Genomic DNA, 21,555 nt, shown 5'->3' with positions numbered 1-21,555 from the left:
AATTGAATGTTGGATTTTGAATTAATCTAAAATATTGATATTCAATTATATAAGTATATTATGTTTCCAGTGGATTTAAACACGCAAAGACTGTTAAAAATTTGAGGCTTTTTAAACATCTATCTTTGAATTACAGTATAAAATTCAGTGGAATTCTGTATTTGAATGAAATTTGACAATGGAATTGAACAAGTTTAGTAAAAGTGTGACCCAAGATCCAACGTTGCCTGCCGCCCAGGCCATGTTGCACGCCATCGGGTTGACTGATGAAGACCTACAAAAACCCTTAATAGGAATTGCAAGTACAGGTTATGAGGGCAACCCTTGCAACATGCACCTCAATCAATTGGCCCTGGAAGTGAAAAAGGGAGTGGAGTCCACCAATATGGTCGGACTCATATTCAATACGATTGGAGTGAGTGACGGTATTTCAAACGGCACGCCGGGTATGCGCTACTCCTTGCCATCCAGGGATATTATTGCCGATTCCATTGAAACCGTGGTGCAGGCCATGAGCTATGACGGTTTGGTGACCGTGGTGGGTTGTGATAAAAACATGCCAGGTGCTTTAATGGCGCAGCTGCGTTTGAACCGCCCCTCCATTTTGGTGTATGGCGGTACCATTGCACCGGGGTGCCATAACAACAAGAAACTGGACATCATTTCCGCTTTTGAGGCTTACGGACAGAAAGTGGCCGGTACCATAGATGAGACCGAATACAAGGCGGTTATCCACAAAGCTTGCCCAGGGGCAGGCGCCTGCGGTGGTATGTACACGGCCAATACCATGGCCTCTGCCATTGAAGCCATGGGAATGTCATTGCCCTTCAATTCATCCATACCAGCGGTAAACGAAGCCAAGGGAGCCGATTGCGAATCCTCAGGTGCCGCATTGCTGAACCTTTTGGAAATGGATCTTAAACCGAAGGATATCGTTACCAAAAAAGCATTGGAGAATGCCTTCCGATTGGTTACAGTTTTGGGTGGTTCCACGAATGCCGTGTTGCACTTTATGGCCATTGCACATGCTGCGGAGGTCGATTTCACTTTGGAAGACATCACCCGAATCAGTGAAAATACCCCTTTGTTGGCCGATTTAAAGCCCAGTGGAAAGTATTTGATGGAAGACCTGCATAAAATTGGAGGTGTACCGGCCGTGCTTAAATATATGTTGAAGAAAGGATTGCTGCATGGCGATTGTATGACAGTGACAGGAAAAACCTTGGCAGAAAATCTATTGGATGCGCCCGATTTGGCGGAAGGCCAGGATATTATCCGACCAATAGACCAACCTATAAAAGAAACCGGGCATATCCGGATTCTATATGGCAATTTGGCCACAGAGGGAGCGGTAGCCAAAATTACAGGCAAGGAAGGGCTTAGTTTTACAGGAACCGCACGGGTTTTTAACAGTGAAGTTGAGGTGAACCAAGGAATCCATAACGGAAAAGTGAAGAAAGGCGATGTTGTGGTAATCCGATACGAAGGACCAAAAGGAGCCCCTGGTATGCCAGAAATGCTGAAACCGACCTCCGCCATTATGGGTGCCGGTTTGGGCAAGGATGTTGCGTTGATCACCGATGGTCGTTTTTCGGGTGGATCCCATGGATTTGTGGTCGGTCACGTTTCGCCCGAAGCCCAAGTGGGTGGGGGGATTGCCCTGGTAAAGGATGGAGACACCATAACCATTGATGCGGTGAACAATACGATCGACATCAACATTTCCGACGAAGAGTTGGAACAACGCAGAAAAGAATGGAAACAGCCCGAGTTGAAGATCAAATCGGGAAGTTTGTATAAATATGCCAAAACAGTATCGTCAGCATCCAAAGGCTGTGTAACTGATTTGTTTTAAGCGATAAGGCCCTTACGGGATATTTAATTTCCTAAATAGACGATATGGAAACGTTGAAGGCACAAAAAAAAGAACAGCAAAAACAGACCACCATGAGAATTACAGGTGCAGAGGCCATCATTCAGTGTTTGTTGGCAGAAGGTGTGGATTTGATCTACGGATATCCGGGCGGAGCAATTATGCCCGTTTATGATGAATTGTATAAGTTTCAGGATAGGTTGACCCACATTTTGACCCGTCATGAACAAGGCGCTACCCATGCGGCCCAAGGTTATGCCAGGGTTACAGGGAAAGTAGGCGTGGCCATGGCCACTTCCGGACCCGGTGCCACCAATTTGGTCACCGGATTGGCCGATGCGCAAATCGATTCAACTCCCATGGTGTGTATCACGGGTCAGGTGCCCAGACATTTGTTGGGTTCCGATGCCTTTCAAGAAACAGATATCGTTGGTATTTCCACACCGGTGACCAAGTGGAACTACCAAGTCACCAAAGTAGAGGAAATCCCAGAAATCATTGCCAAGGCATTCTATATTGCCAAGTCAGGTAGGCCGGGCCCTGTTTTGGTGGATATCACCAAGAATGCCCAATTTGATGAGTTGGATTTTTCCTATGAAAAGTGCACCGGTGTTCGCAGCTATAAACCCGTTCCACAACCGGATCCCCAAGCCATTGAGCAAGCTGCGGAATTGATCAATAAAGCCAAAAAACCGTATATCGTGTTTGGACAGGGGGTAATCTTGGGAGAGGCTGAGGCAGAACTCAAGGCATTGGTTGAAAAAGCGGGTATTCCCGCGGCGTGGACCATTTTGGGACTTTCCGCCATGGAAACCGACCATCCTCTTAATGTGGGAATGGTGGGGATGCACGGCAATTACGGACCCAATGTCCTCACAAACGAATGTGATGTGCTTGTCGCCATTGGCATGCGTTTCGATGATCGCGTAACAGGAGACCTCAATACCTACGCAAAGCAGGCCAAAGTCATTCATTTTGATATTGACCCAGCGGAAATCAATAAAAATGTGAAAGCAGACGTGGCCGTTTTGGGCAATGCAAAGGAAACGTTGGGCATGTTGTTGCCGTTGATCAATGAAAACAAGCATGAGGCATGGTTGGCCGAATTTGAGAAAAAACACCAGATTGAGTACAATGAACTGATCGAGAAAGATATCCATCCTACCAAAGAAGGATTGACCATGGGTGAGGTAATCGAGCAGATCAACCAAGCTTCTGGCCAAAATGCAGTCATCGTTTCAGACGTGGGCCAGCATCAGATGATTGCTTGTAGATATGCCAAGTTCAAACAGACCAAGAGTAACATTACCTCCGGTGGTTTGGGGACCATGGGCTTTGGTCTACCTGCGGCCATTGGGGCCAAAATGGGAGCGATGGACCGCGAAGTGGTCGCCATTATTGGTGATGGGGGTTATCAAATGACCATACAGGAACTTGGGGTGATTTTTCAGCACAATGTACCCGTTAAGATTGTGGTATTGAACAACGACCACTTGGGCATGGTGCGCCAATGGCAAGAACTGTTCTTTGATAGACGCTACGCATCCACAGTGATGACCAACCCCGATTTTGTGAAAATTGCGGAAGGGTATCATATCCAATCACGAAGGGTGACCGAACGGGCTGATCTTAAGGAAGCTGTGCAAGAGATGATGGCATCCAAGAATCCCTATTTTTTGGAGGTCAAGGTGGAAAAAGAAGATAATGTGTTCCCGATGATCCCTTCTGGGGCTTCCGTGGCCGATATCAGATTGAAATAAAGAAGTAAAAGTATAAGTGTCATTGGTGAACGGCTTGGCAGTGCCCCGCATCAATCGACATCAATAGCAAAACACGATGGAAAAACAATGGTATACCATATCGGTGTATTCCGAAAATAATGTGGGCTTGTTGAACCGAATATCTGGAATATTCTTAAAGCGACACATTAATATAGAAGGATTAAATGTCTCTAAATCAGAAATAGAGCATGTTTCCAAATTTACAATAGTTGTGTACACCACAGAGGATTGGACCCGGAAAATTGTCCAGCAAATTGAAAAACAGGTGGAAGTGATCAAGGCATTTTACCATACTGATGATGAGATCATCTATCAGGAATCGGCCTTGTTCAAAATCGCTTCCCATTTGTTGTTCGACGAGCGACAGATCCAGAATATCATCAAGGAAAGCAATTCTCAAATCGTTACCGTAAACCGCGAATTTTTTGTGTTGGCCAAAACGGGACGCCGACATGAAATCGACGAAATGCACGATGCTTTGGAGCCTTATGGAATCATGCAGTTTGTGCGTTCAGGCCGTATTGCAGTTACCAAGGCTACTATGCCGATCACAGAACTATTGACAGAATTTCAAGAAAACTAAATAGCATAAAATCAAACAGGAAAATGGTAAATTACTTTAACACACTATCATTACGCGAAAAATTGACCCAACTGGGCAAATGTAGGTTTATGGACCCGAGTGAATTTGCAGATGGTGTAAACGCTTTAAAAGGAAAGAAAATCGTTATAGTGGGCTGCGGAGCCCAAGGATTGAACCAAGGCCTCAATATGCGCGACTCCGGATTGGATGTTTCTTATGCGCTTCGTGCAGCCGCTATCAAGGAAAAAAGAGCTTCTTATAAAAATGCTACGGAGAACAACTTTGTGGCCGGCACCTATGAGGAATTGATTCCTACTGCCGATTTGGTCATCAATCTAACTCCCGATAAACAACATACCAATGTGGTAGGTACTGTAATGCCCTTGATGAAAAAAGGGTCCACACTTTCCTATTCCCATGGTTTCAACATTGTGGAGGAAGGCATGCAGGTGCGTGAGGACATTACCGTGATCATGGTGGCACCCAAAAGCCCAGGGTCAGAGGTGCGTGAAGAATACAAACGCGGTTTTGGTGTACCTACATTGATTGCCGTGCACCCAGAGAACGATCCGGAAGGCAAGGGATTGGAGTGGGCAAAAGCTTACGCGACCGCTACCGGTGGAAATAGGGCCGGTGTTTTGGAATCTTCATTCGTTGCCGAGGTTAAATCCGATTTAATGGGCGAGCAGACCATTTTGTGTGGTTTGTTACAGACCGGTTCCATTCTTTCTTTCAATAAAATGGTGGAAAAAGGAGTGGATAAAGGCTATGCCTCCAAATTGATCCAGTACGGTTGGGAAACCATTACCGAAGGGCTAAAGCAAGGCGGTATCACCAATATGATGGACCGTTTGTCCAACCCTGCTAAGATCAAGGCTTTTGAGTTGGCGGAAGAGTTGAAGGTAATCATGCGTCCCCTGTTCCAAAAACACATGGACGACATTATGAGCGGTCATTTTTCCAAGACCATGATGGAAGATTGGAACAATGGCGATAAAAATTTGTTGGATTGGAGAGCGGCCACGGGCGAAACTGCATTTGAAAAAACGCCAGCTGGCGACATGTCCATTTCTGAACAAGAATACTACGATAATGGTGTGTTGATGGTTGCTTTTGTGAAATCTGGTGTGGAACTGGCCTATGAGACCATGACCGAATCGGGTATTATCGGTGAATCCGCTTACTATGAATCATTGCACGAAACCCCGTTGATTGCTAATACCATTGCCAGAAAAAAATTGTTCGAAATGAACCGTGTCATTTCCGACACCGCTGAATATGGCTGTTACTTGTTCGATCACGCCTGTAAGCCATTATTGACGGACTTTATGAAAAAGGTGGAAACGGAAATCATCGGAAAAACGTATGGTGCCGGGAAGGACAATGGCGTGGACAACGTAAAATTGATCGCCGTGAACAAGGCCATTCGAAATCATGATGTAGAGATTGTGGGTGCAAGACTACGCGCCTCCATGACGGCAATGAAGCCGATATAACCCAAAGCGTATTGGCCCCATGAAAAGTGAGACCGTGGATACCTATTTTCCACAAATAGCGAATATTTATCAGGCCGCAAAGGTAATTTCACAAGTAGTGGACGAAACGCCTTTGCAGCAAAGCATTCGCTATTCCAAAAAGTATGGGGCCAATATACTATTAAAGCGCGAGGACCTTCAGCGTGTTCGCAGTTATAAAATTAGGGGTGCCTTCAATAAAATTGCGTCCCTATCACAAGCACAACTTGAAAAAGGAGTGGTTTGCGCCAGTGCGGGAAACCATGCCCAAGGTGTGGCTTTCGCCTGCAGTCATCTAAAAGTACAAGGCACTATCTATATGCCCGTGGTGACCCCAAAACAGAAAATCGACCAGACCAAAATGTTTGGTGGGGATTGGGTCAGGGTGGTTTTGGAAGGTGATACTTTTGACGACTCCAACAAGGCAGCCCAGGAATACTGTAATCAGGAAGGAAAAACCTTTGTGCATCCTTTCGATGATGAAAAGATCATAGAGGGACAGGCCACTGTGGGCCTGGAAGTTTTGCAACAGTCCAACGAACCCATCGATTATGTGTTTGTACCAGTTGGTGGTGGTGGACTGGCGGCTGGACTGTGTGGCACATTTCAGGCATTGTCTCCCAAAACAAAGATCATTGGTGTTGAGCCGGAAGGTGCCCCATCTATGAAAAAATCCATAGAGGAGGGCCATTTGGTCGAATTGCAACAGATTGACAAGTTTGTGGATGGCGCGGCCGTGCAGCGCGTTGGAGGATTGACCTTTCCCATTTGTCGATCATATTTATCCGAAATGGTGACCGTTCCAGAAGGAAAAGTGTGTCAAACTATTTTGGATCTTTACAATCGGGATGCCATTGTGGTGGAACCTGCTGGAGCTTTGACCATTGCGGTACTGGATGATTTTGCAGCGGAGATCAAGGGTAAAAATGTGGTATGTGTGATCAGTGGTAGCAATAACGATATCACACGGACCGCTGAAATTAAGGAGCGAGCCTTGTTGTTTGCCAACCTCAAACATTACTTTATCGTTCGGTTTCCACAACGCCCCGGGGCTTTAAAAGAGTTTGTGGCCGAAATTTTGGGCCCGGATGATGACATCACCCATTTTGAGTATTCCAAGAAATCCAGTCGGGAGAATGCACCGGCCGTGGTCGGGATCGAACTGAAATCTTCCGAAGATTTGGAGCCCTTGATTGCTCGAATGAAGGCAAGACATTTTTTTGGGGATTATTTGAACGACAAACCCGATCTTTTTCAATATCTGGTATAACAACAATTCCCCATCTTGTTCCAATTGAAGATTTCCATCGTTTGCGGGCCAAAACCTTCGGCAATGAAGAGCCATAAAAACGATTTTGTGTTAGCTTTGTTAGGGATGGGCAATCCTATTTGAGAACATTAATGCTATAATAAACAACCTATGTCAAAAACAAAAACGGTAATCCCTGAAGCTTTTCAGATTACGGAACAGATACATCAAAAAACATATTTGGTCAATGGCGAACTCCGTAAATGGGAGGGAGCGACCAGTCCGGTAGTTTCTACCATTTCATCGACCGAAGCATATGCCCCAACCCCTTTGGGAAGCATCCCTGATATGGGAGAGCCTGAGGCCATGTCTGCGTTGGAAGCTGCTTTGGCAGCGTATGACAAGGGTCAGGGTGTGTGGCCTACCATGAAGGTGAAGGACCGCATCGAGTGCATGGAATCCTTCGTGAAGAAAATGGAGCAAAAACGCGAAGAGGTGGTGAAGTTGTTGATGTGGGAAATAGGAAAATCCAAACCCGATTCGTACAAAGAATTTGATCGTACCGTTGAGTATATTTATGATACCATCGAAGACTACAAGCAGTTGGATCGCGATTGTGCCAAGTTCCAAAAGCACGATGGGGTGTATGCCCACATACGCAGGGGGCCATTGGGTGTTGTGCTTTGTTTGGGACCATACAACTATCCGTTGAATGAAACCTTTGCATTGTTGATTCCCGCCATAATTATGGGGAACACTACCATTTTTAAACCAGCAAAGCATGGCGTTCTATTGATCACACCGCTTTTGGAGGCATTTCAGAGCAGTTTTCCCAAAGGAGTAGTCAATATACTCTTTGGACGAGGAAGGGCCGTAGCGGCTCCCATAATGAAAACAGGCAAGGTGGATGTGTTGGCCTTGATCGGAAACAGTAAATCGGCCAATGCTTTGCAAGATCAGCATCCAAAAAGTAACAGGCTGCGATTGGTGTTGGGTCTAGAAGCAAAAAACCCGGCCATTGTGCTGCCCGATGCCGATTTGGACCTGACCATAAACGAATGTATCGCGGGCACCCTTTCCTTTAACGGGCAACGTTGTACGGCACTGAAAGTGGTTTATGTGCATGAGGATATCAAGGATGAATTTTTAAAACGATTCTCCGAAAGGGTAGATGCCTTGAAATTTGGAAATCCATGGGATGATGGTGTAAGCCTTACCCCACTTCCGGAACCGGACAAACCAGCCTATATCCAGGAGCTTTTGGATGACGCCAAAATGAAAGGAGCCAAGGTTTTGAACAAAAAAGGAGGGAAACATTTCGATAATTACATTTGGCCGGCAGTGGTGTACCCAGTAACCAAGGATATGAGGGTGTATGAAGAGGAGCAGTTTGGGCCAATAATCCCAGTTTTGTCTTTCAAGGATATTGAGGAGCCTTTGGATGACATGGCAGAATCCAACTATGGTCAGCAAGTGAGTTTATTCGGAAAGGATGTATACACCTTATCACCACTTATTGATACTTTGGCCAATTTGGTGTGTCGAGTGAACCTGAACAGTTCTTGCCAACGTGGACCGGATGTGTATCCGTTTACGGGACGAAAGGACTCGGCCCAATCCACGTTGAGTGTTCATGATGCCCTACGTTCGTTCTCGATTCGAACTTTTGTGGCATTCAAGGACAACGATTTGAACAACCAAACTGTGGAACAATTGTTGGAGGCGAAAGTGAGTAATTTCTTGAGCACCGATTATATTTTGTAATAACAATCAGAGAATTAAAAAGCCCCTAATTTGTTAGGGGCTTTTTTATTGTTGAATCGTTACTGGAATTATAATTTCAATATTTTAACTTGGTTAGCTTTTTATCAAATTTGTCAAGCTTCACCATCAAATTATCAAAAGCCAATTCAAAGGCTTTTAAAACATCATCCATATTGGGTTCTGTGTTTCCGGCTACCTGAAATTTAAAATCTTTAGATCCTGCGGATATAGTGTTTTTGAATATTAATTTGTTTTTGGTGTTTAAAATTTTCATTTGGAGGGATAGGTTGACTCCTGATTCTCCCATTCCATAGGTGTTTCCCATATAGGATAGACTAGGGGAGAATTCCAAAATAATAAAGGCATCAGATTCTGGTAGATTTTGAATCAACGTTTCAATGGCACCATCATTATTAAATGGCCTTCCAGTCCCAATTGGTAAATATTCTCCAATAGTGAAAACATGATATTCGCTCATGCGATAATCTGTTTTTAACACCAATGGATCGTGTATACTTGTGCCTAACCCGGTTAAGGTAAATTTCACATTTTTTGGAGCACTTTCATATTCATCCAACATATACTTGTAGAAAGGTTCCGAAAGAAAGGAGGTCGAAGAATCGATGGTGATTTTCGAGTTTAATGCCAAGACAAGATCTGAAAGTTTATTTTCTATTGCTTTTAAATGGGTTTGGTCTGCATTGATGAATTTAGCAAGGGCGTCAAGATATTGAGCTCCTTGGTCTGTATCCATTTTTAGTGTGTAGGCAGAGATTATAGTGTATTTTTCTTGGGCTTTAAGGTTAAAGCCAATTACCAAAAAAACGATACCTATTTGGATATATTTGAACTTATATTTCTTCACTTTGAAAGGAGTTTTGGTTTAGGGATTTCTCTCTTTGGATTCTTTAATGAATCTTTTAACGGCGTCAATTTCTGGCCCGGTCCAAGTGGTTCTTAATTTTTCGGCTTCCAAATAATTCTTCTCAGCTTCTCCGTGTTTTTTTTGGATTGCGTTCACATATGCCAAGTTCAAATAGAAACCCGTTGCCACCTTCTTGTTGATACGGGCTTTTTTGTCCTCAACGTCCTTGGAAGCCAGTTCGGTTTGCCAAATTTCAACCGCCATGTTTAGTTTTTCATTTGAGGAATCTTCATTTGACATTCTGATTAGAAAAGCCTCTTTCAACATATCGATAGCATTTTCTGATTCTGTGAAGTCGAATTTTTTTCCAGCAGCACTGTACAATTCCAATTCTACAGTTTTTTGTGGATATCCTATTTGATCGTTCAATACTTCGTTCGCCATTGCTAGATCATTTTTAATGGTTTTGTCCTCGATACCAGCTATTAGTGAAACTTTGTTTGCTCGCCATTCATCATCTAACTTACGGGATGTCAGTTCATATTTTCTGTCAAGAAAGTGGTGCTCACGTAATTCATTTCCGAAAGCTTTGGAGAAAACCAACTGTTTATTATTGGTTATTACACTTACCGTAAATGGGTTTCGGTACATGGTTTTATAGTACATCCTTTGCTTTTTCTCATCGACAATTTTTTCATTTGAGACTACGGAAAACCCTTCAAGTTTTATTTCGATATTAATTTCACCATCGGAAAGAGCCCTTTCCAAGCCTTGGATTTCAATTGCTGAATTACTCAATATCTCTTCATTCAAAATTGCACCCATGAAATCTGGAGCAGCAATTTTTCGTACTGGCTTTTTCAATAATACTCTCCCAGCTACACTTGAATTATTGTAAGCTTCAAGTTCTTTCTCAAAAGTCTCATCGTATATTCTTTGCCTTTCCTCAAATGCATTTCTTTTTTCAATTAAATCGGCTTTGTTTACTTGGATAACCTTTACATCATATTTCCAGTTACTATCAAACTTTAGCAAAGGAGACTGGATATATGTGTATGAAAGCCTTTCTTTTTTGGCACGTTGACCAAACAACATTGTTGAACTTAATAGAATCGAAGTCAGAAGAAGGAGTAATCTATGCATAGATTTTAAATTTAATTCGCACTAAAACTAAGGAGGCAGAAAGGATTGAAGATCTCGTAATTTATGGATGCCCGTTTTCAATTGACGGATATCGATAAAAAAGGAAGCCCAGACAGATGTCCGGGCTTCCCTTGGTTTGCAGTTAGGGTTGATTAAATATTTTTGGCCAGCCAATCGCCAACCTCACTGGTTTTATACGCTTTTCCGCCATCGGCAAGGTCTTCTGTGACCACGCCTTCGGCCAGTGATTTGTTCACCACATCACGAATGGCTTCTGCTTCGTCTTTTAGACCAAATGCCGTTTCGAACATCATCGCGGCAGAAAGCACGGTAGCCAATGGGTTGGCAATGTCCTTTCCAGCAGCTTGTGGATAGGAACCATGTATCGGTTCAAAAAGTGATGTCTTTTCCCCTAAGGAGGCGGAGGGCATCAATCCCATGGAACCTGAGATTACTGAAGCTTCATCGGTCAGGATGTCCCCAAATAGGTTTTCTGTGATCAAAACATCGTAGGAGCTAGGCCATTGCACCAATCGCATGGCCACGGCATCCACAAATTCATAGGAAACTTCCACTTCTGGATATTCCTTTTCCAATTTTTGAACGGTTTCCCGCCACAAACGCGATGTTTCCAATACGTTGGCCTTATCCACACAGCATAACTTTTTCGAACGCTGTAGGGCCATTTCAAATCCTTTTCTGGCCAAACGTTCCACTTCTTCTCGTGTGTAGGTGCAGGTATCGTATGCAGTATTGTCCCCATCTTCGCGGCCTCTTTTGCCAAAATAGATGCCACCGGTCAATTCACGTAGAAATACCAAATCGGTACCTTCGATGCGTTCCCTTTTTAAAGGGGATTTATCGATTAACGATGGAAATGTGAACGTGGGACGTACATTGGCAAAAAGCCCTAATTTCTGACGCATTTTCAACAAACCTTGTTCGGGTCTTACTTTGGCGGAAGGGTCATTGTCAAAGCGGGGATGGCCAATGGCGCCAAATAGCACAGCATCGGCTGCAACACATATTTCGTGGGTTTCATCAGGGTAGGGTTCTCCAACAGCATCAATTGCAGCTGCACCGGTCAATGCGGGCGTCCAATGGATCTCATGTCCAAATTTGTTGGCCACGGCATCGGATACTTTAACGGCTTGATCTATTACTTCCGGACCGATTCCATCACCGGCCAATAACGCTATGTTTAATTTCATTTTTTATCGTTCTTCGTTAATCGTTGTTGGTTTATGGTTGCTTTTTTGTTGGCGAACCGTCATACAAGGTTGAGCATTTTTTCAGTGGCTTTGATCGCGGATACCGTTTGGTCGGAATCCAGACCACGGGTAGTGAAATCCTTGTCTTTGGTCTGCCAGGTAATTACAGTTTCACAAAGGGCATCCGAGGTACTGCCCGGAGGTATACGAACAGCATAATCCACCAACTTGGGCAATTCCCGGTTTTCTTTTTTGTACACTTTTTTCAAGGCATTGATGAAGGCATCAAATTGCCCATCCCCTTGGGCATGTTCCTCATAGGTTTTGCCTTCAATTTCAATGGAAAGGGTAGTGGAGGGTTTCAATCCTTTGGAATGTGTGAGCACATAGGATTTTACAAATACTTTTTGTTGGTGCAGGTTGCTGTCCAGAACGTCCGAAATGATATACGGTAGATCTTCTTTTGTAACACGTTCTTTCTTGTCGCCCAGTTCAATAATGCGTTCGGTAACCTTTTTCAGTTCGTCATCATTCAAGGTCAACCCCAGCTCCTGTAAATTCTTTTGGATATTGGCCTTCCCTGAGGTTTTGCCCAACGCATATTTGCGTTTTCTACCAAAGCGCTCGGGCAATAAATCGTTAAAGTATAGATTCTTTTTACTATCTCCATCTGCGTGTATACCAGCTGTTTGAGTGAAAACATTATCTCCCACAATCGGTTTGTTGTCGGGAATGCTGAAACCGGTGAACGCTGAAACCAATTTGCTCACCTTATAAAGCGAACTTTCCTTAACACCAATGTGGATTTCCGGCAAAAAATCGTTGATTACGGCAACCACACTGGCCAGTGGGGCATTGCCGGCACGTTCACCCATTCCATTCACGGTCAGGTGCAAACCGTGGGCACCCGCTTTTAACGCTTCCATGACGTTGGCAACACTAAGGTCGTAGTCGTTGTGACCGTGAAAGTCAAAATGGGTATTGGGATAGCGTGCAATGATTTCCTTGAAAAATACTCCTGTTTCCGAATGGGTTAGTACACCAAGTGTATCGGGCAACAAAACCCTTTTGATGGGCTGTTGGGTCAAAAAATCGAGAAACTGCATCACATATTCCTTCGAATTGCGCATGCCATTGCTCCAATCCTCCAAATAGACATTGGTTTCAATGCCCAACTTTTTAGCCTTGGAAATAACAGCTGCGATTCCGGAAAAATGTTGCTCCGGAGTTTTCTTGAGCTGATGGGTCAAATGGTTCAGCGAACCTTTGGTCAATAGATTTTGGACTTTTGCACCGGCTTCCTGCATCCAATCCAACGATACACCGTCGTCCACGAAGGTCAACACCTCAACTTTGGACAAATACCCTTCCGAAGCGGCCCATTCGGTAATATTTTTAACCGCCTGCATCTCTCCTTCGGAAACCCGGGCAGAAGCAACTTCAATGCGGTCCACCTTGAGTTCTTCCAGCAGCAATTTGGCCAAGGTCAATTTTTCGGAAGCCGAAAAGGATACCCCGGAGGTTTGTTCACCATCACGTAGGGTGGTGTCCATTATTTCAATGGTTCGTGCTTTCATTTAGGATATAGTGCTGCTAAAAAAAGATTACAACGGTGTGTTCTCCGCAAACTTTTGGATTCCTTCTTTGATGTTCAACAAATAGTCGATATCATCAAACCCGTTCAACATGTTCTGCTTTTTATAACCGTTGATGTCAAAATTTTCACTTTCACCGGTAGCTAGAATGGTAATGGATTGCTGTGGAAGATTTACTTCCAATTTCGTTTTCGGGTCAGCTTCGATGGCCTTGAATATTTGGTCCAAAAATTCTGGAGTCACCTGAACGGGCAAAACGCCCACATTTAAACAGTTGTTACGGAAGATATCCGCAAAGAAACTCGACACCACACATCGGAAACCATAATCATAAACCGCCCAAGCGGCATGTTCCCTGGATGATCCAGAGCCAAAATTTTTGCCCCCCACAAGGATTTTTCCGCTGTAGATAGGATTGTTCAACACAAAATGCTCTTTGGGAGTACCATCCGTATTGTATCGCCAATCCCTGAACAAGTTGTCGCCAAAGCCTTTTCGTTCGGTAGCCTTTAAAAATCGGGCTGGTATAATTTGGTCGGTATCCACATTTTCTATGGGCATGGGTACCGCACTGCTCTTTAGTATGTTGAATTTATCGTATGCCATTTTTCTTTCAATTATCAGTTATCAATGTTCAATTAACAATGGGTTTTATTGCTAATTGTTCACTGGTCATTGTTTATTGTTACGCGTAGATTTCTTCCATCAATTCCCTTGGATCGGTCACCTTTCCGGTTACAGCTGCGGCGGCCGCCACCAATGGGCTTGCCAATAGGGTTCGGGCTCCGGGACCTTGCCTTCCTTCAAAGTTCCGGTTGGAGGTGCTCACTGCATATTTCCCGGCAGGGATTTTATCATCATTCATGGCCAAACAGGCAGAACAGCCAGGTTCCCGCAATTCAAAACCAGCATCGGTCAATATATCCAAAATGCCTTCTTCTTTGATGGCCGCTTCCACCTTGTGTGATCCAGGCACCAACCAAGCGGTGACGTTGTCAGCTTTTTTACGTCCTTTTACGATAGAGGCAAAAGCCCTGAAATCCTCGATTCGACCGTTGGTACAGCTGCCCAAGAATACAAAATCGATAGGTTTGCCGATCATGGCCTCACCTTCATTGAACGCCATGTACTCCAACGATTTTTTATAGGTTGCCACACCACCTTCCACAGCTTCGGCCAATGGAATGTCATTTTTGATACCCATACCCATCCCTGGATTGGTTCCGTAAGTGATCATAGGTTCGATCTCACTGGCTTCAAACGTCAATTCTTTGTCAAAAATGGCATCTGCATCGGTGTACAATGTTTCCCAATAGGTCATTGCTTTGTCCCAATCCGCTCCTTTTGGTGCATATTCGCGCCCTTTGATGTAATTGAAGGTAGTCTCGTCCGGGGCGATCATTCCACCACGTGCTCCCATTTCAATACTCAGGTTACAAACGGTCATTCGCCCTTCCATGGACATGTTTTGGAACACATCCCCAGCATATTCCACAAAATAACCTGTGGCGCCCGATGTGGTCAATTTGGAAATGATGAAAAGCGCTACGTCTTTTGGCGTAACTGCTTTGCTCAGGGTTCCATTAATGTTGATGCGCATTTTTTTCGGTTTCGGCTGCATGATGCATTGGGTGGACAATACCATTTCCACCTCGCTGGTACCGATACCAAACGCGATGGCACCAAACGCTCCGTGAGTGGATGTATGTGAATCACCACAGACAATAGTGGCACCGGGCACGGTAATTCCGTTCTCAGGGCCGATAACGTGCACAATTCCGTTTTTCTCATGTCCAAGACCCCAATAGGGTATGTTGTGGGCCTTTGCATTTTCTTCCAAGGCCCGTAATTGGTTTGCAGACAATGGATCCTTGACCGGTAAATGTTGGTTACGGGTTGGGGTGTTGTGATCTGCGGTCGCAAAGGTGCGTTCGGGATACAAAACTTTGATGCCCCTATTCTTCAACCCCAGAAAAGCCACAGGACTAGTGACTTCGTGGACCAAATGCCTGTCGATGAACAATACATCGGGGCCGTTTTCAATATGTTTTACTACATGGGAATCCCAGACTTTATCAAATAGTGTCTTGCTCATGGTATCGTCGATAATTTGTAAGCTAACAAAGTTAAAATTTGAATTTTCAACCGTTAATCGATATACGCTAAAATTACGATGTTCAACCGTTATTTTAATTCAAAATTCAGATAGACAACAAATATTATCATCTGATTTTCAAAATATCACAAAGACAATGTAGTTCCATAAAATCAGAATTCAAATCAACTAATATAATTCCAAATGGTCTTGTTGGCCATCATTTTGGAATAGGCGTTGAGTACGGGTCTATTTTTGGTTTTTTCAAGTCTTGGGTCGTTTTTCAACAATTGAATGGCGTGGTAACGGGCTGTTTTCAGGATTTGATTGTCCTTAACAATATCGGCGATTTTTAGGTTCAGCATACCGCTTTGTTGGGTACCCATCAAATCGCCAGGGCCGCGGAGTTTCAGATCTACTTCGGCTATTTCAAAACCATCGTTGGTGCCCGTCATGGTCTGTAATCGGGTTTTGGCGTCATCGGATAGTTTATGCCCTGTCATCAATATGCAATAACTCTGCTCTGCACCGCGACCCACACGGCCGCGTAACTGGTGCAATTGGGAGAGTCCGAAGCGTTCTGCACTTTCAATGATCATTACTGAGGCATTGGGCACGTTCACGCCTACCTCAATTACGGTGGTGGCTACCATGATCTGGGTTTCACCTTTTAAGAACCGTTCCATTTCGTAATCCTTGTCGGTTGGTTTCATTTTGCCGTGTACAATGGAAATTTGGTATTCCGGTTGGGGGAAATCACGGGCAATACTTTCATAACCGTCCATCAGGTCTTTGTAATCCATGGCTTCCGACTCTTGGATCAAGGGGTAGACAATGTAAATCTGTCTGCCTTTTTTGATTTCATCTTTGATGAACCGGAAAACTTTCAACCGATTGCTATCGAATCGATGTACCGTTTTTACTGGTTTACGACCAGGTGGGAGCTCATCAATCACCGAGACATCCAGATCGCCATACAGACTCATGGCCAAGGTTCGGGGAATAGGGGTTGCCGTCATCACCAATATGTGGGGAGGGGTTTCATTTTTACGCCACAATTTAGACCGTTGTGCCACCCCAAATCGATGCTGTTCGTCCACAATGGCCAATCCCAAGTTTTTGAACTGGACCTTATCCTCCAAAACAGCATGGGTGCCCACCAAAATGTTAAGATTGCCATTTTCCAATTGATTATGGAGCAAGGTTCGCTCGGATTTTTTTGTAGAGCCTGTCAACAGAGCTATCTTGACATCCATATGCACTAGGAGTTCTTTCAAACCATTGTAATGTTGGGTTGCCAAAATTTCCGTAGGTGCCATCAAACAAGCCTGAAACCCATTGTCTATGGCCAAGAGCATGCACATCAACGCCACGATGGTCTTTCCGGAACCCACATCTCCTTGCAAAAGTCGGTTCATTTGTGCATTGCTCCCCAAATCGTTACGGATTTCCTTGATTACCCGCTTTTGGGCATCGGTCAGTTCAAATGGCAGATGGTTTGCAAAAAAATCGGTGAATTTCTCCCCAACATTTTCGAACGGAAGCCCTTTGATCTTTTGTTTGCGCAGCATTTTTTTGGAGATCAATTGCATCTGCACAAAGAAGAGCTCCTCAAACTTCAACCGAAACTGGGCCTTGGCCAACAATTCTTGATTTTTGGGGAAATGGATGTTCAACAGCGCATCACTTTTTGAGATCAAGCGCAGTTCCTCCAAAATTGATTGGGGCAAAGATTCGGCAAACTGCCCCCCGGATTCCAAAAGCAACTGCTGCAGCATTTGGCTTACCACGCGGTTGGTTATTCCTTTGTTCACCAATTTTTCGGTGGAGGGGTAGATCGGCTGCATGGCTATTTTTAAACCTTGTTGGTGCTTGCTCAGCAATTCCATATCGGGGTGGGGCATTGAAAAAACGCTCCCGTATTTGGAGACCCGACCGAACACCACGTAGGGTTCATTGATTTGTAAACTTTCCTTGATCCATTTGTGGCCCCGGAACCATACCAGTTCCATTTGCCCGGTTTCATCCACAAAAGTGGCCACCAAGCGTTTACCCCGTTTTTGTTCCACGGTTTTAATGTGTATGATCTTGCCCACCACTTGCACATCGGCCCCACTGGGCTGCAATTGGTTGACCTTGTAATAGCTGGTGCGGTCCAAGTAGCGATTGGGGAACAAATGGAGCAAATCCCGAAAGGTTTCCAGGCCCAGTTCCGACTTTAAGGTCTCTGCCCGGTTGGGGCCGACACCTTTTAAATACGCTAAGGGAGTTTGCAGAAAATTGGGATTCATCAAACTAAAATATGTAATTTGGAAGGACTTTTGATATGATGATGGTATGAAGCTGACCCCGATTCTTATTTTTTACCTAATTGTGCAATGCCTGAGCGCCCAGGTTCAGGACAAGGTGGATTTTGTCCATGCCAACGTTTTTGTCAACCCGATTACCGAGGAAAAAACAATTGAGGGTGCTGTAACGTATGAATTTAAGGTACTTCAGTCAGTAGATTCCCTTTTTTTGGATGCACACAACATGTCCTTTTCCAAGGTTGAACTTGATGGGGTTTCAGTACCATTCGAGAATACAGGGAATAAAATAATTGTTCACTATGATTTTAAAAAGAACGCTTCCCATCAGCTGATTGTAAGTTACACCGCCCATCCAAAACAGACTGTGTATTTTTTGGGATGGGAGGATAGTGTAGATGGGAATGAACAGATTTGGACCCAAGGTCAGGGTAAATATACCAGCCATTGGTTGCCCAGTTTGGAAGACATGACCGAGAAAGTGGAGTTTGATTTGGGAATTACTGTTAGGAGAGATTTAGCGGTTATTGCCAACGGAAAATTATTTAATGGTGGTGAAAATTGGAATGACAAACACACTTGGATGTTTGACATGAAAAAACCCATGAGCAGTTATCTGGTGGGATTTGCCATCGGTAATTTTGAAAAGAAAACCATCAAATCTTCTTCCGGAGTCCCGATTGAACTATATTACGAGCCCAAGGACAGCTTAAAAGTGGAGCCCACGTATCGTTACACCCAACACATTTTCGACTTTTTGGAAAAGGAAATCGGGGTTCCCTATCCGTGGCAGAATTACAAACAAGTGCCCGTTCAGGATTTTTTGTACGCCGGCATGGAAAATACCACCTGTACCATTTTTTCCAATCAATACGTGATTGATTCCACTGCTTTTGTGGATAAAAATTATGTGAATGTAAACGCCCACGAACTGGCCCATCATTGGTTTGGGGATTTGGTCACGGAGACGAGCAGTGAGCACCACTGGTTGCACGAGGGTTTTGCGACTTATTATGCTTATTTGGCCGAAAAGGACATTTTTGGTGATGCCCATTTCCATTGGCATCTGTTGGAAACGGCAAAAGCGCTCCAAAACCTATCGGAAGAGGGGCAGGGTGAAGCCTTGCAAAACCCAGGGGCGGGGAGTCTTACCTTTTATGAAAAAGGTGCATGGGCCTTGGTGATGCTCCGTGATAAGGTAGGCGATGTTTTTTTTAAGCAAGCTATCCAAAATTATTTGAAGAAACATGCCTACCAAAATGTGACCATTCCTGATTTTATAGCAGAAATTGAACAGGTTTCCGGGATGGATCTGTCCCAGTTTGAATCAACTTGGTTACATGAAGAGGATTTTCCAATGGAAGCGGTACAAACCTATTTATCGAAAGTGGAACCCTCCATCAAACACTATTTTGAACTTACCCAAAAGATAGGCAATCAATCGGAAAATGCGGAGGCCATTCTTCGGCCAATTTGGGCAACGTTAGCTGTAACACAACTCAAATCCAATTTGATTTTGGACCATGGCGCCCAATTTTCCAATGATTTTTTGAAGGAGATTTTGGAAGTTGGTGGGGTAAAGGAACGGCAGGCCGTCGCGTTGGTTTTGGAGCAGTTTCCTCAAGAATTGAAAAACGAAATGGAAGGACTTCTGGCCGATGCGAGTTATACCACCCAAGAAGCGGCCCTTTTCAAATTGTGGTCGGCTTTTCCGGCAAATAGAACCCAATATCTTGATCAAACGAATGGTTTGATAGGCTTTCCCAATAAAAATCTTCGATTGCTATGGCTGGCCTTGGCCTTGGTGACACCCGAATATCATCCCGAAAAAAGTGCAGATTATTACGGCGAACTCAATGGATATACAGGTCCGGAACATCATTTTGAGACCCGGTTGATGGCCTTTCAATATTTGCAAAGTATTGGCGGGTTCAGCGATGATGCATTAAAGAATCTTATCGATGCTTGTGACCACCATGTATGGCATTTTAAAAAATCCGCCCGCTCTATTTTGAACACGTATTTGGCCAACGAGAATGGTCTGGTACGAATACGGTCACTATATCCAACCTTAAATGAGGCAGAAAGGCTATTTTTGGACGAAAAATTGGGCGAATGAGGGCATTGGTGATTTCAGGTGGAGGCAGTAAGGGTGCTTTTGCAGGTGGCGTTGCGCAGTTTTTGATAGAGGGCGCCCAACACAAGTACGACCTGTTTGTGGGCACTTCTACTGGTAGTCTGTTGATTTCCCATTTGGCATTGAACAAATTGGACAAGATCAAGGAAATCTATTCTTCCGTCAACCAGGAAAGCATTTTCAACAATTGCCCATTCATTATCAAGAAAAAACACGGCGTCGAGATTATCGCCATCAATCACTGGAACGTGGTGAAAAACTTCATTCGAGGGAAAAAGACTTTTGGTGAAAGTGAAAACCTCCGTAAACTGATCCGTGAATCCATTACCATTGAAGAATTTGAGGAGTTGAAAGAAAGCGATACCGATGTGGTAGTCACGGTTTCCAACCTTTCCCTCAACCAAGTGGAGTACAAATCCATCAACGATTGCACCTACGAGGAATTTTGTGATTGGATCTGGATTTCTTCCAACTATACGCCCTTTATGAGCTTGGCCAAAAAAAATGGATGTGAATATGCCGATGGTGGACTGGGCAGTTTGGTTCCGATTGAAGAGGCACTACAACGTGGGGCCACCGAGGTAGATGTGGTTGTATTGCATACCGAGGTGAACCATCTGAACAGGATGTCTACCAAAAACCCTTTTGATTTGATTACCACCATTTTCGGATTTATGCTCGATCGCATTGAAAACCAAAATATTCGAATCGGAAAATTGGTGGCCAACCAAAGGGACGCCATCATAAACTTTTATTACACACCAACGGTATTGACGACCAACTCATTGATATTCAATAAAGAACGAATGACGATGTGGTGGAAAAGGGGTTACCTCTATGCCAAGAACAAAAATGAGGAAACCAGTCCGATCAGTCCGGAACTACAGGAATGATCAATCCCAAAGTTCGCTCACTTCCTTTTTAACATAGGCCAAGGCCGTGTTGGAAGGCGACTGTTTTTCCATGGTCTGGTTCAAGATGTCTTCCCGAAGTTTGTCCGGGGAATCGGTTTCACTCATCCCAGCGGACCGGATTATCTGAATAGTGGCATTTTTGGCCGTTTTGATGATGTTCCAACACTCATCGGACATATAGATCTGTTGCGATAGGTTGTGCTCAAACTCGGTCTCTATCTGCTTGATGAGCAAATTTTCATAATCGCTTTTGCTCTTGCTCTTTGGCGCCACACGTACCACCAAGCTGTTTAAGGCAATACGCTCCAAGAACAGGGCCATGCGCTCATAGGCTTGCAAACGAACCGGTAAGGTTTCCTTTTGGGAATCTTTGTGCAATAGAAAACGACGACGACCGTCCTCGTTTCGGGTGTGCAATCGGAAAAAATAGAATGCTACGGCTCCGGTTACCACAGCAGGCATTAAATAGGCAAAAAGCTGAAGGATTTGATCTCCACTCATAGGATAGTTTGGTTTTTGTTGATT

Annotated in this window: 16 protein-coding genes; 8 read left to right on the top strand and 8 right to left on the bottom strand. The window is 44.2% G+C overall.

Annotated elements, in window-relative coordinates:
- Positions 1-178 precede the first annotated feature (178 nt).
- The 6 genes from ilvD (at position 179) to EO131_RS07880 (ending at position 8,764) form a co-directional block, all read left to right on the top strand.
- Positions 179-1,855, top strand: coding sequence for a dihydroxy-acid dehydratase (gene ilvD, locus EO131_RS07905; protein ID WP_127020623.1), 1,677 nt, complete (start codon positions 179-181; stop codon positions 1,853-1,855).
- 44 nt (positions 1,856-1,899) lie between these two features.
- A complete protein-coding gene (ilvB, locus tag EO131_RS07900; protein WP_127020621.1) occupies positions 1,900-3,633 on the top strand; it encodes a biosynthetic-type acetolactate synthase large subunit in 1,734 nt (577 codons plus the stop codon).
- Between the two features lie 76 nt (positions 3,634-3,709).
- Positions 3,710-4,237, top strand: coding sequence for an acetolactate synthase small subunit (gene ilvN, locus EO131_RS07895; RefSeq protein ID WP_127020619.1), 528 nt, complete (start codon positions 3,710-3,712; stop codon positions 4,235-4,237).
- Positions 4,238-4,260: 23 nt separating this feature from the next.
- Positions 4,261-5,733 carry a ketol-acid reductoisomerase gene (ilvC, locus tag EO131_RS07890; protein WP_127020617.1) on the top strand — a complete coding sequence of 491 codons (1,473 nt, stop codon included), beginning with the start codon at positions 4,261-4,263 and terminating at the stop codon, positions 5,731-5,733.
- A gap of 19 nt (positions 5,734-5,752) precedes the next feature.
- Entirely contained in the window at positions 5,753-7,021 is a 1,269-nt protein-coding gene (gene ilvA / locus EO131_RS07885) for a threonine ammonia-lyase (protein ID WP_127020615.1), read from the top strand.
- 150 nt (positions 7,022-7,171) lie between these two features.
- A complete protein-coding gene (locus tag EO131_RS07880) occupies positions 7,172-8,764 on the top strand; it encodes an NADP-dependent glyceraldehyde-3-phosphate dehydrogenase (protein WP_127020613.1) in 1,593 nt (530 codons plus the stop codon).
- Between the two features lie 76 nt (positions 8,765-8,840).
- Here EO131_RS07880 and EO131_RS07875 read toward each other — a convergent pair whose 3' ends face one another.
- The 7 genes from EO131_RS07875 to recG all read right to left on the bottom strand — a co-directional run bounded on the left by EO131_RS07875 (position 8,841) and on the right by recG (position 17,964).
- Complete coding sequence (locus EO131_RS07875) at positions 8,841-9,629, bottom strand: hypothetical protein (protein ID WP_127020611.1); 789 nt, start codon at positions 9,627-9,629, stop codon at positions 8,841-8,843.
- A gap of 18 nt (positions 9,630-9,647) precedes the next feature.
- Complete coding sequence (locus EO131_RS07870; protein ID WP_127020609.1) at positions 9,648-10,772, bottom strand: hypothetical protein; 1,125 nt, start codon at positions 10,770-10,772, stop codon at positions 9,648-9,650.
- Positions 10,773-10,924: 152 nt separating this feature from the next.
- Positions 10,925-11,983 carry a 3-isopropylmalate dehydrogenase gene (gene leuB, locus EO131_RS07865; RefSeq protein WP_127020607.1) on the bottom strand — a complete coding sequence of 353 codons (1,059 nt, stop codon included), beginning with the start codon at positions 11,981-11,983 and terminating at the stop codon, positions 10,925-10,927.
- Positions 11,984-12,042: 59 nt separating this feature from the next.
- Positions 12,043-13,560, bottom strand: coding sequence for an alpha-isopropylmalate synthase regulatory domain-containing protein (locus EO131_RS07860; RefSeq protein ID WP_127020605.1), 1,518 nt, complete (start codon positions 13,558-13,560; stop codon positions 12,043-12,045).
- Positions 13,561-13,587: 27 nt separating this feature from the next.
- A complete protein-coding gene (gene leuD, locus EO131_RS07855; RefSeq protein ID WP_127020603.1) occupies positions 13,588-14,184 on the bottom strand; it encodes a 3-isopropylmalate dehydratase small subunit in 597 nt (198 codons plus the stop codon).
- 79 nt (positions 14,185-14,263) lie between these two features.
- Complete coding sequence (gene leuC, locus EO131_RS07850) at positions 14,264-15,673, bottom strand: 3-isopropylmalate dehydratase large subunit (RefSeq protein WP_127020601.1); 1,410 nt, start codon at positions 15,671-15,673, stop codon at positions 14,264-14,266.
- Between the two features lie 185 nt (positions 15,674-15,858).
- Complete coding sequence (gene recG, locus EO131_RS07845; protein ID WP_127020599.1) at positions 15,859-17,964, bottom strand: ATP-dependent DNA helicase RecG; 2,106 nt, start codon at positions 17,962-17,964, stop codon at positions 15,859-15,861.
- A gap of 46 nt (positions 17,965-18,010) precedes the next feature.
- Between recG and EO131_RS07840 the strand changes: the two genes are divergently transcribed.
- Together EO131_RS07840 and EO131_RS07835 are read left to right on the top strand one after the other, a co-directional pair.
- Positions 18,011-20,098 (top strand): M1 family metallopeptidase, encoded by a 2,088-nt coding sequence (locus EO131_RS07840; RefSeq protein WP_127020597.1) that lies wholly within the window; start codon positions 18,011-18,013, stop codon positions 20,096-20,098.
- Complete coding sequence (locus tag EO131_RS07835) at positions 20,095-21,009, top strand: patatin-like phospholipase family protein (RefSeq protein ID WP_127020596.1); 915 nt, start codon at positions 20,095-20,097, stop codon at positions 21,007-21,009. Before EO131_RS07840 ends, EO131_RS07835 begins: the two co-directional genes overlap by 4 nt.
- Here the strand turns inward: EO131_RS07835 and EO131_RS07830 are convergent, their stop codons facing one another.
- Positions 21,010-21,531 (bottom strand): DUF7935 family protein, encoded by a 522-nt coding sequence (locus EO131_RS07830; RefSeq protein ID WP_127020594.1) that lies wholly within the window; start codon positions 21,529-21,531, stop codon positions 21,010-21,012. It lies immediately after the preceding gene.
- Between the last annotated feature and the right edge of the window lie 24 nt (positions 21,532-21,555).

This window comes from Flagellimonas beolgyonensis, assembly GCF_003992615.1.
Classification (GTDB): domain Bacteria; phylum Bacteroidota; class Bacteroidia; order Flavobacteriales; family Flavobacteriaceae; genus Flagellimonas; species Flagellimonas beolgyonensis.
This window is presented reverse-complemented; position numbering and strand designations above follow the sequence as displayed.

Excerpts from the sequence above, each read along its gene's own strand:
- ilvN (WP_127020619.1), top strand. The coding sequence starts at position 3,710 with ATGGAAAAACAATGGTATACCATATCGGTGTATTCCGAAAATAATGTG.
- EO131_RS07860 (WP_127020605.1), bottom strand. The coding sequence starts at position 13,560 with ATGAAAGCACGAACCATTGAAATAATGGACACCACCCTACGTGATGGT.
- ilvA (WP_127020615.1), top strand. The coding sequence starts at position 5,753 with ATGAAAAGTGAGACCGTGGATACCTATTTTCCACAAATAGCGAATATT.
- recG (WP_127020599.1), bottom strand. The coding sequence starts at position 17,964 with ATGAATCCCAATTTTCTGCAAACTCCCTTAGCGTATTTAAAAGGTGTC.
- leuC (WP_127020601.1), bottom strand. The coding sequence starts at position 15,673 with ATGAGCAAGACACTATTTGATAAAGTCTGGGATTCCCATGTAGTAAAA.
- EO131_RS07880 (WP_127020613.1), top strand. The coding sequence starts at position 7,172 with ATGTCAAAAACAAAAACGGTAATCCCTGAAGCTTTTCAGATTACGGAA.
- ilvD (WP_127020623.1), top strand. The coding sequence starts at position 179 with ATGGAATTGAACAAGTTTAGTAAAAGTGTGACCCAAGATCCAACGTTG.
- EO131_RS07835 (WP_127020596.1), top strand. The coding sequence starts at position 20,095 with ATGAGGGCATTGGTGATTTCAGGTGGAGGCAGTAAGGGTGCTTTTGCA.
- ilvC (WP_127020617.1), top strand. The coding sequence starts at position 4,261 with ATGGTAAATTACTTTAACACACTATCATTACGCGAAAAATTGACCCAA.
- EO131_RS07830 (WP_127020594.1), bottom strand. The coding sequence starts at position 21,531 with ATGAGTGGAGATCAAATCCTTCAGCTTTTTGCCTATTTAATGCCTGCT.
- ilvB (WP_127020621.1), top strand. The coding sequence starts at position 1,900 with ATGGAAACGTTGAAGGCACAAAAAAAAGAACAGCAAAAACAGACCACC.
- leuB (WP_127020607.1), bottom strand. The coding sequence starts at position 11,983 with ATGAAATTAAACATAGCGTTATTGGCCGGTGATGGAATCGGTCCGGAA.
- EO131_RS07870 (WP_127020609.1), bottom strand. The coding sequence starts at position 10,772 with ATGCATAGATTACTCCTTCTTCTGACTTCGATTCTATTAAGTTCAACA.
- EO131_RS07840 (WP_127020597.1), top strand. The coding sequence starts at position 18,011 with ATGAAGCTGACCCCGATTCTTATTTTTTACCTAATTGTGCAATGCCTG.
- leuD (WP_127020603.1), bottom strand. The coding sequence starts at position 14,184 with ATGGCATACGATAAATTCAACATACTAAAGAGCAGTGCGGTACCCATG.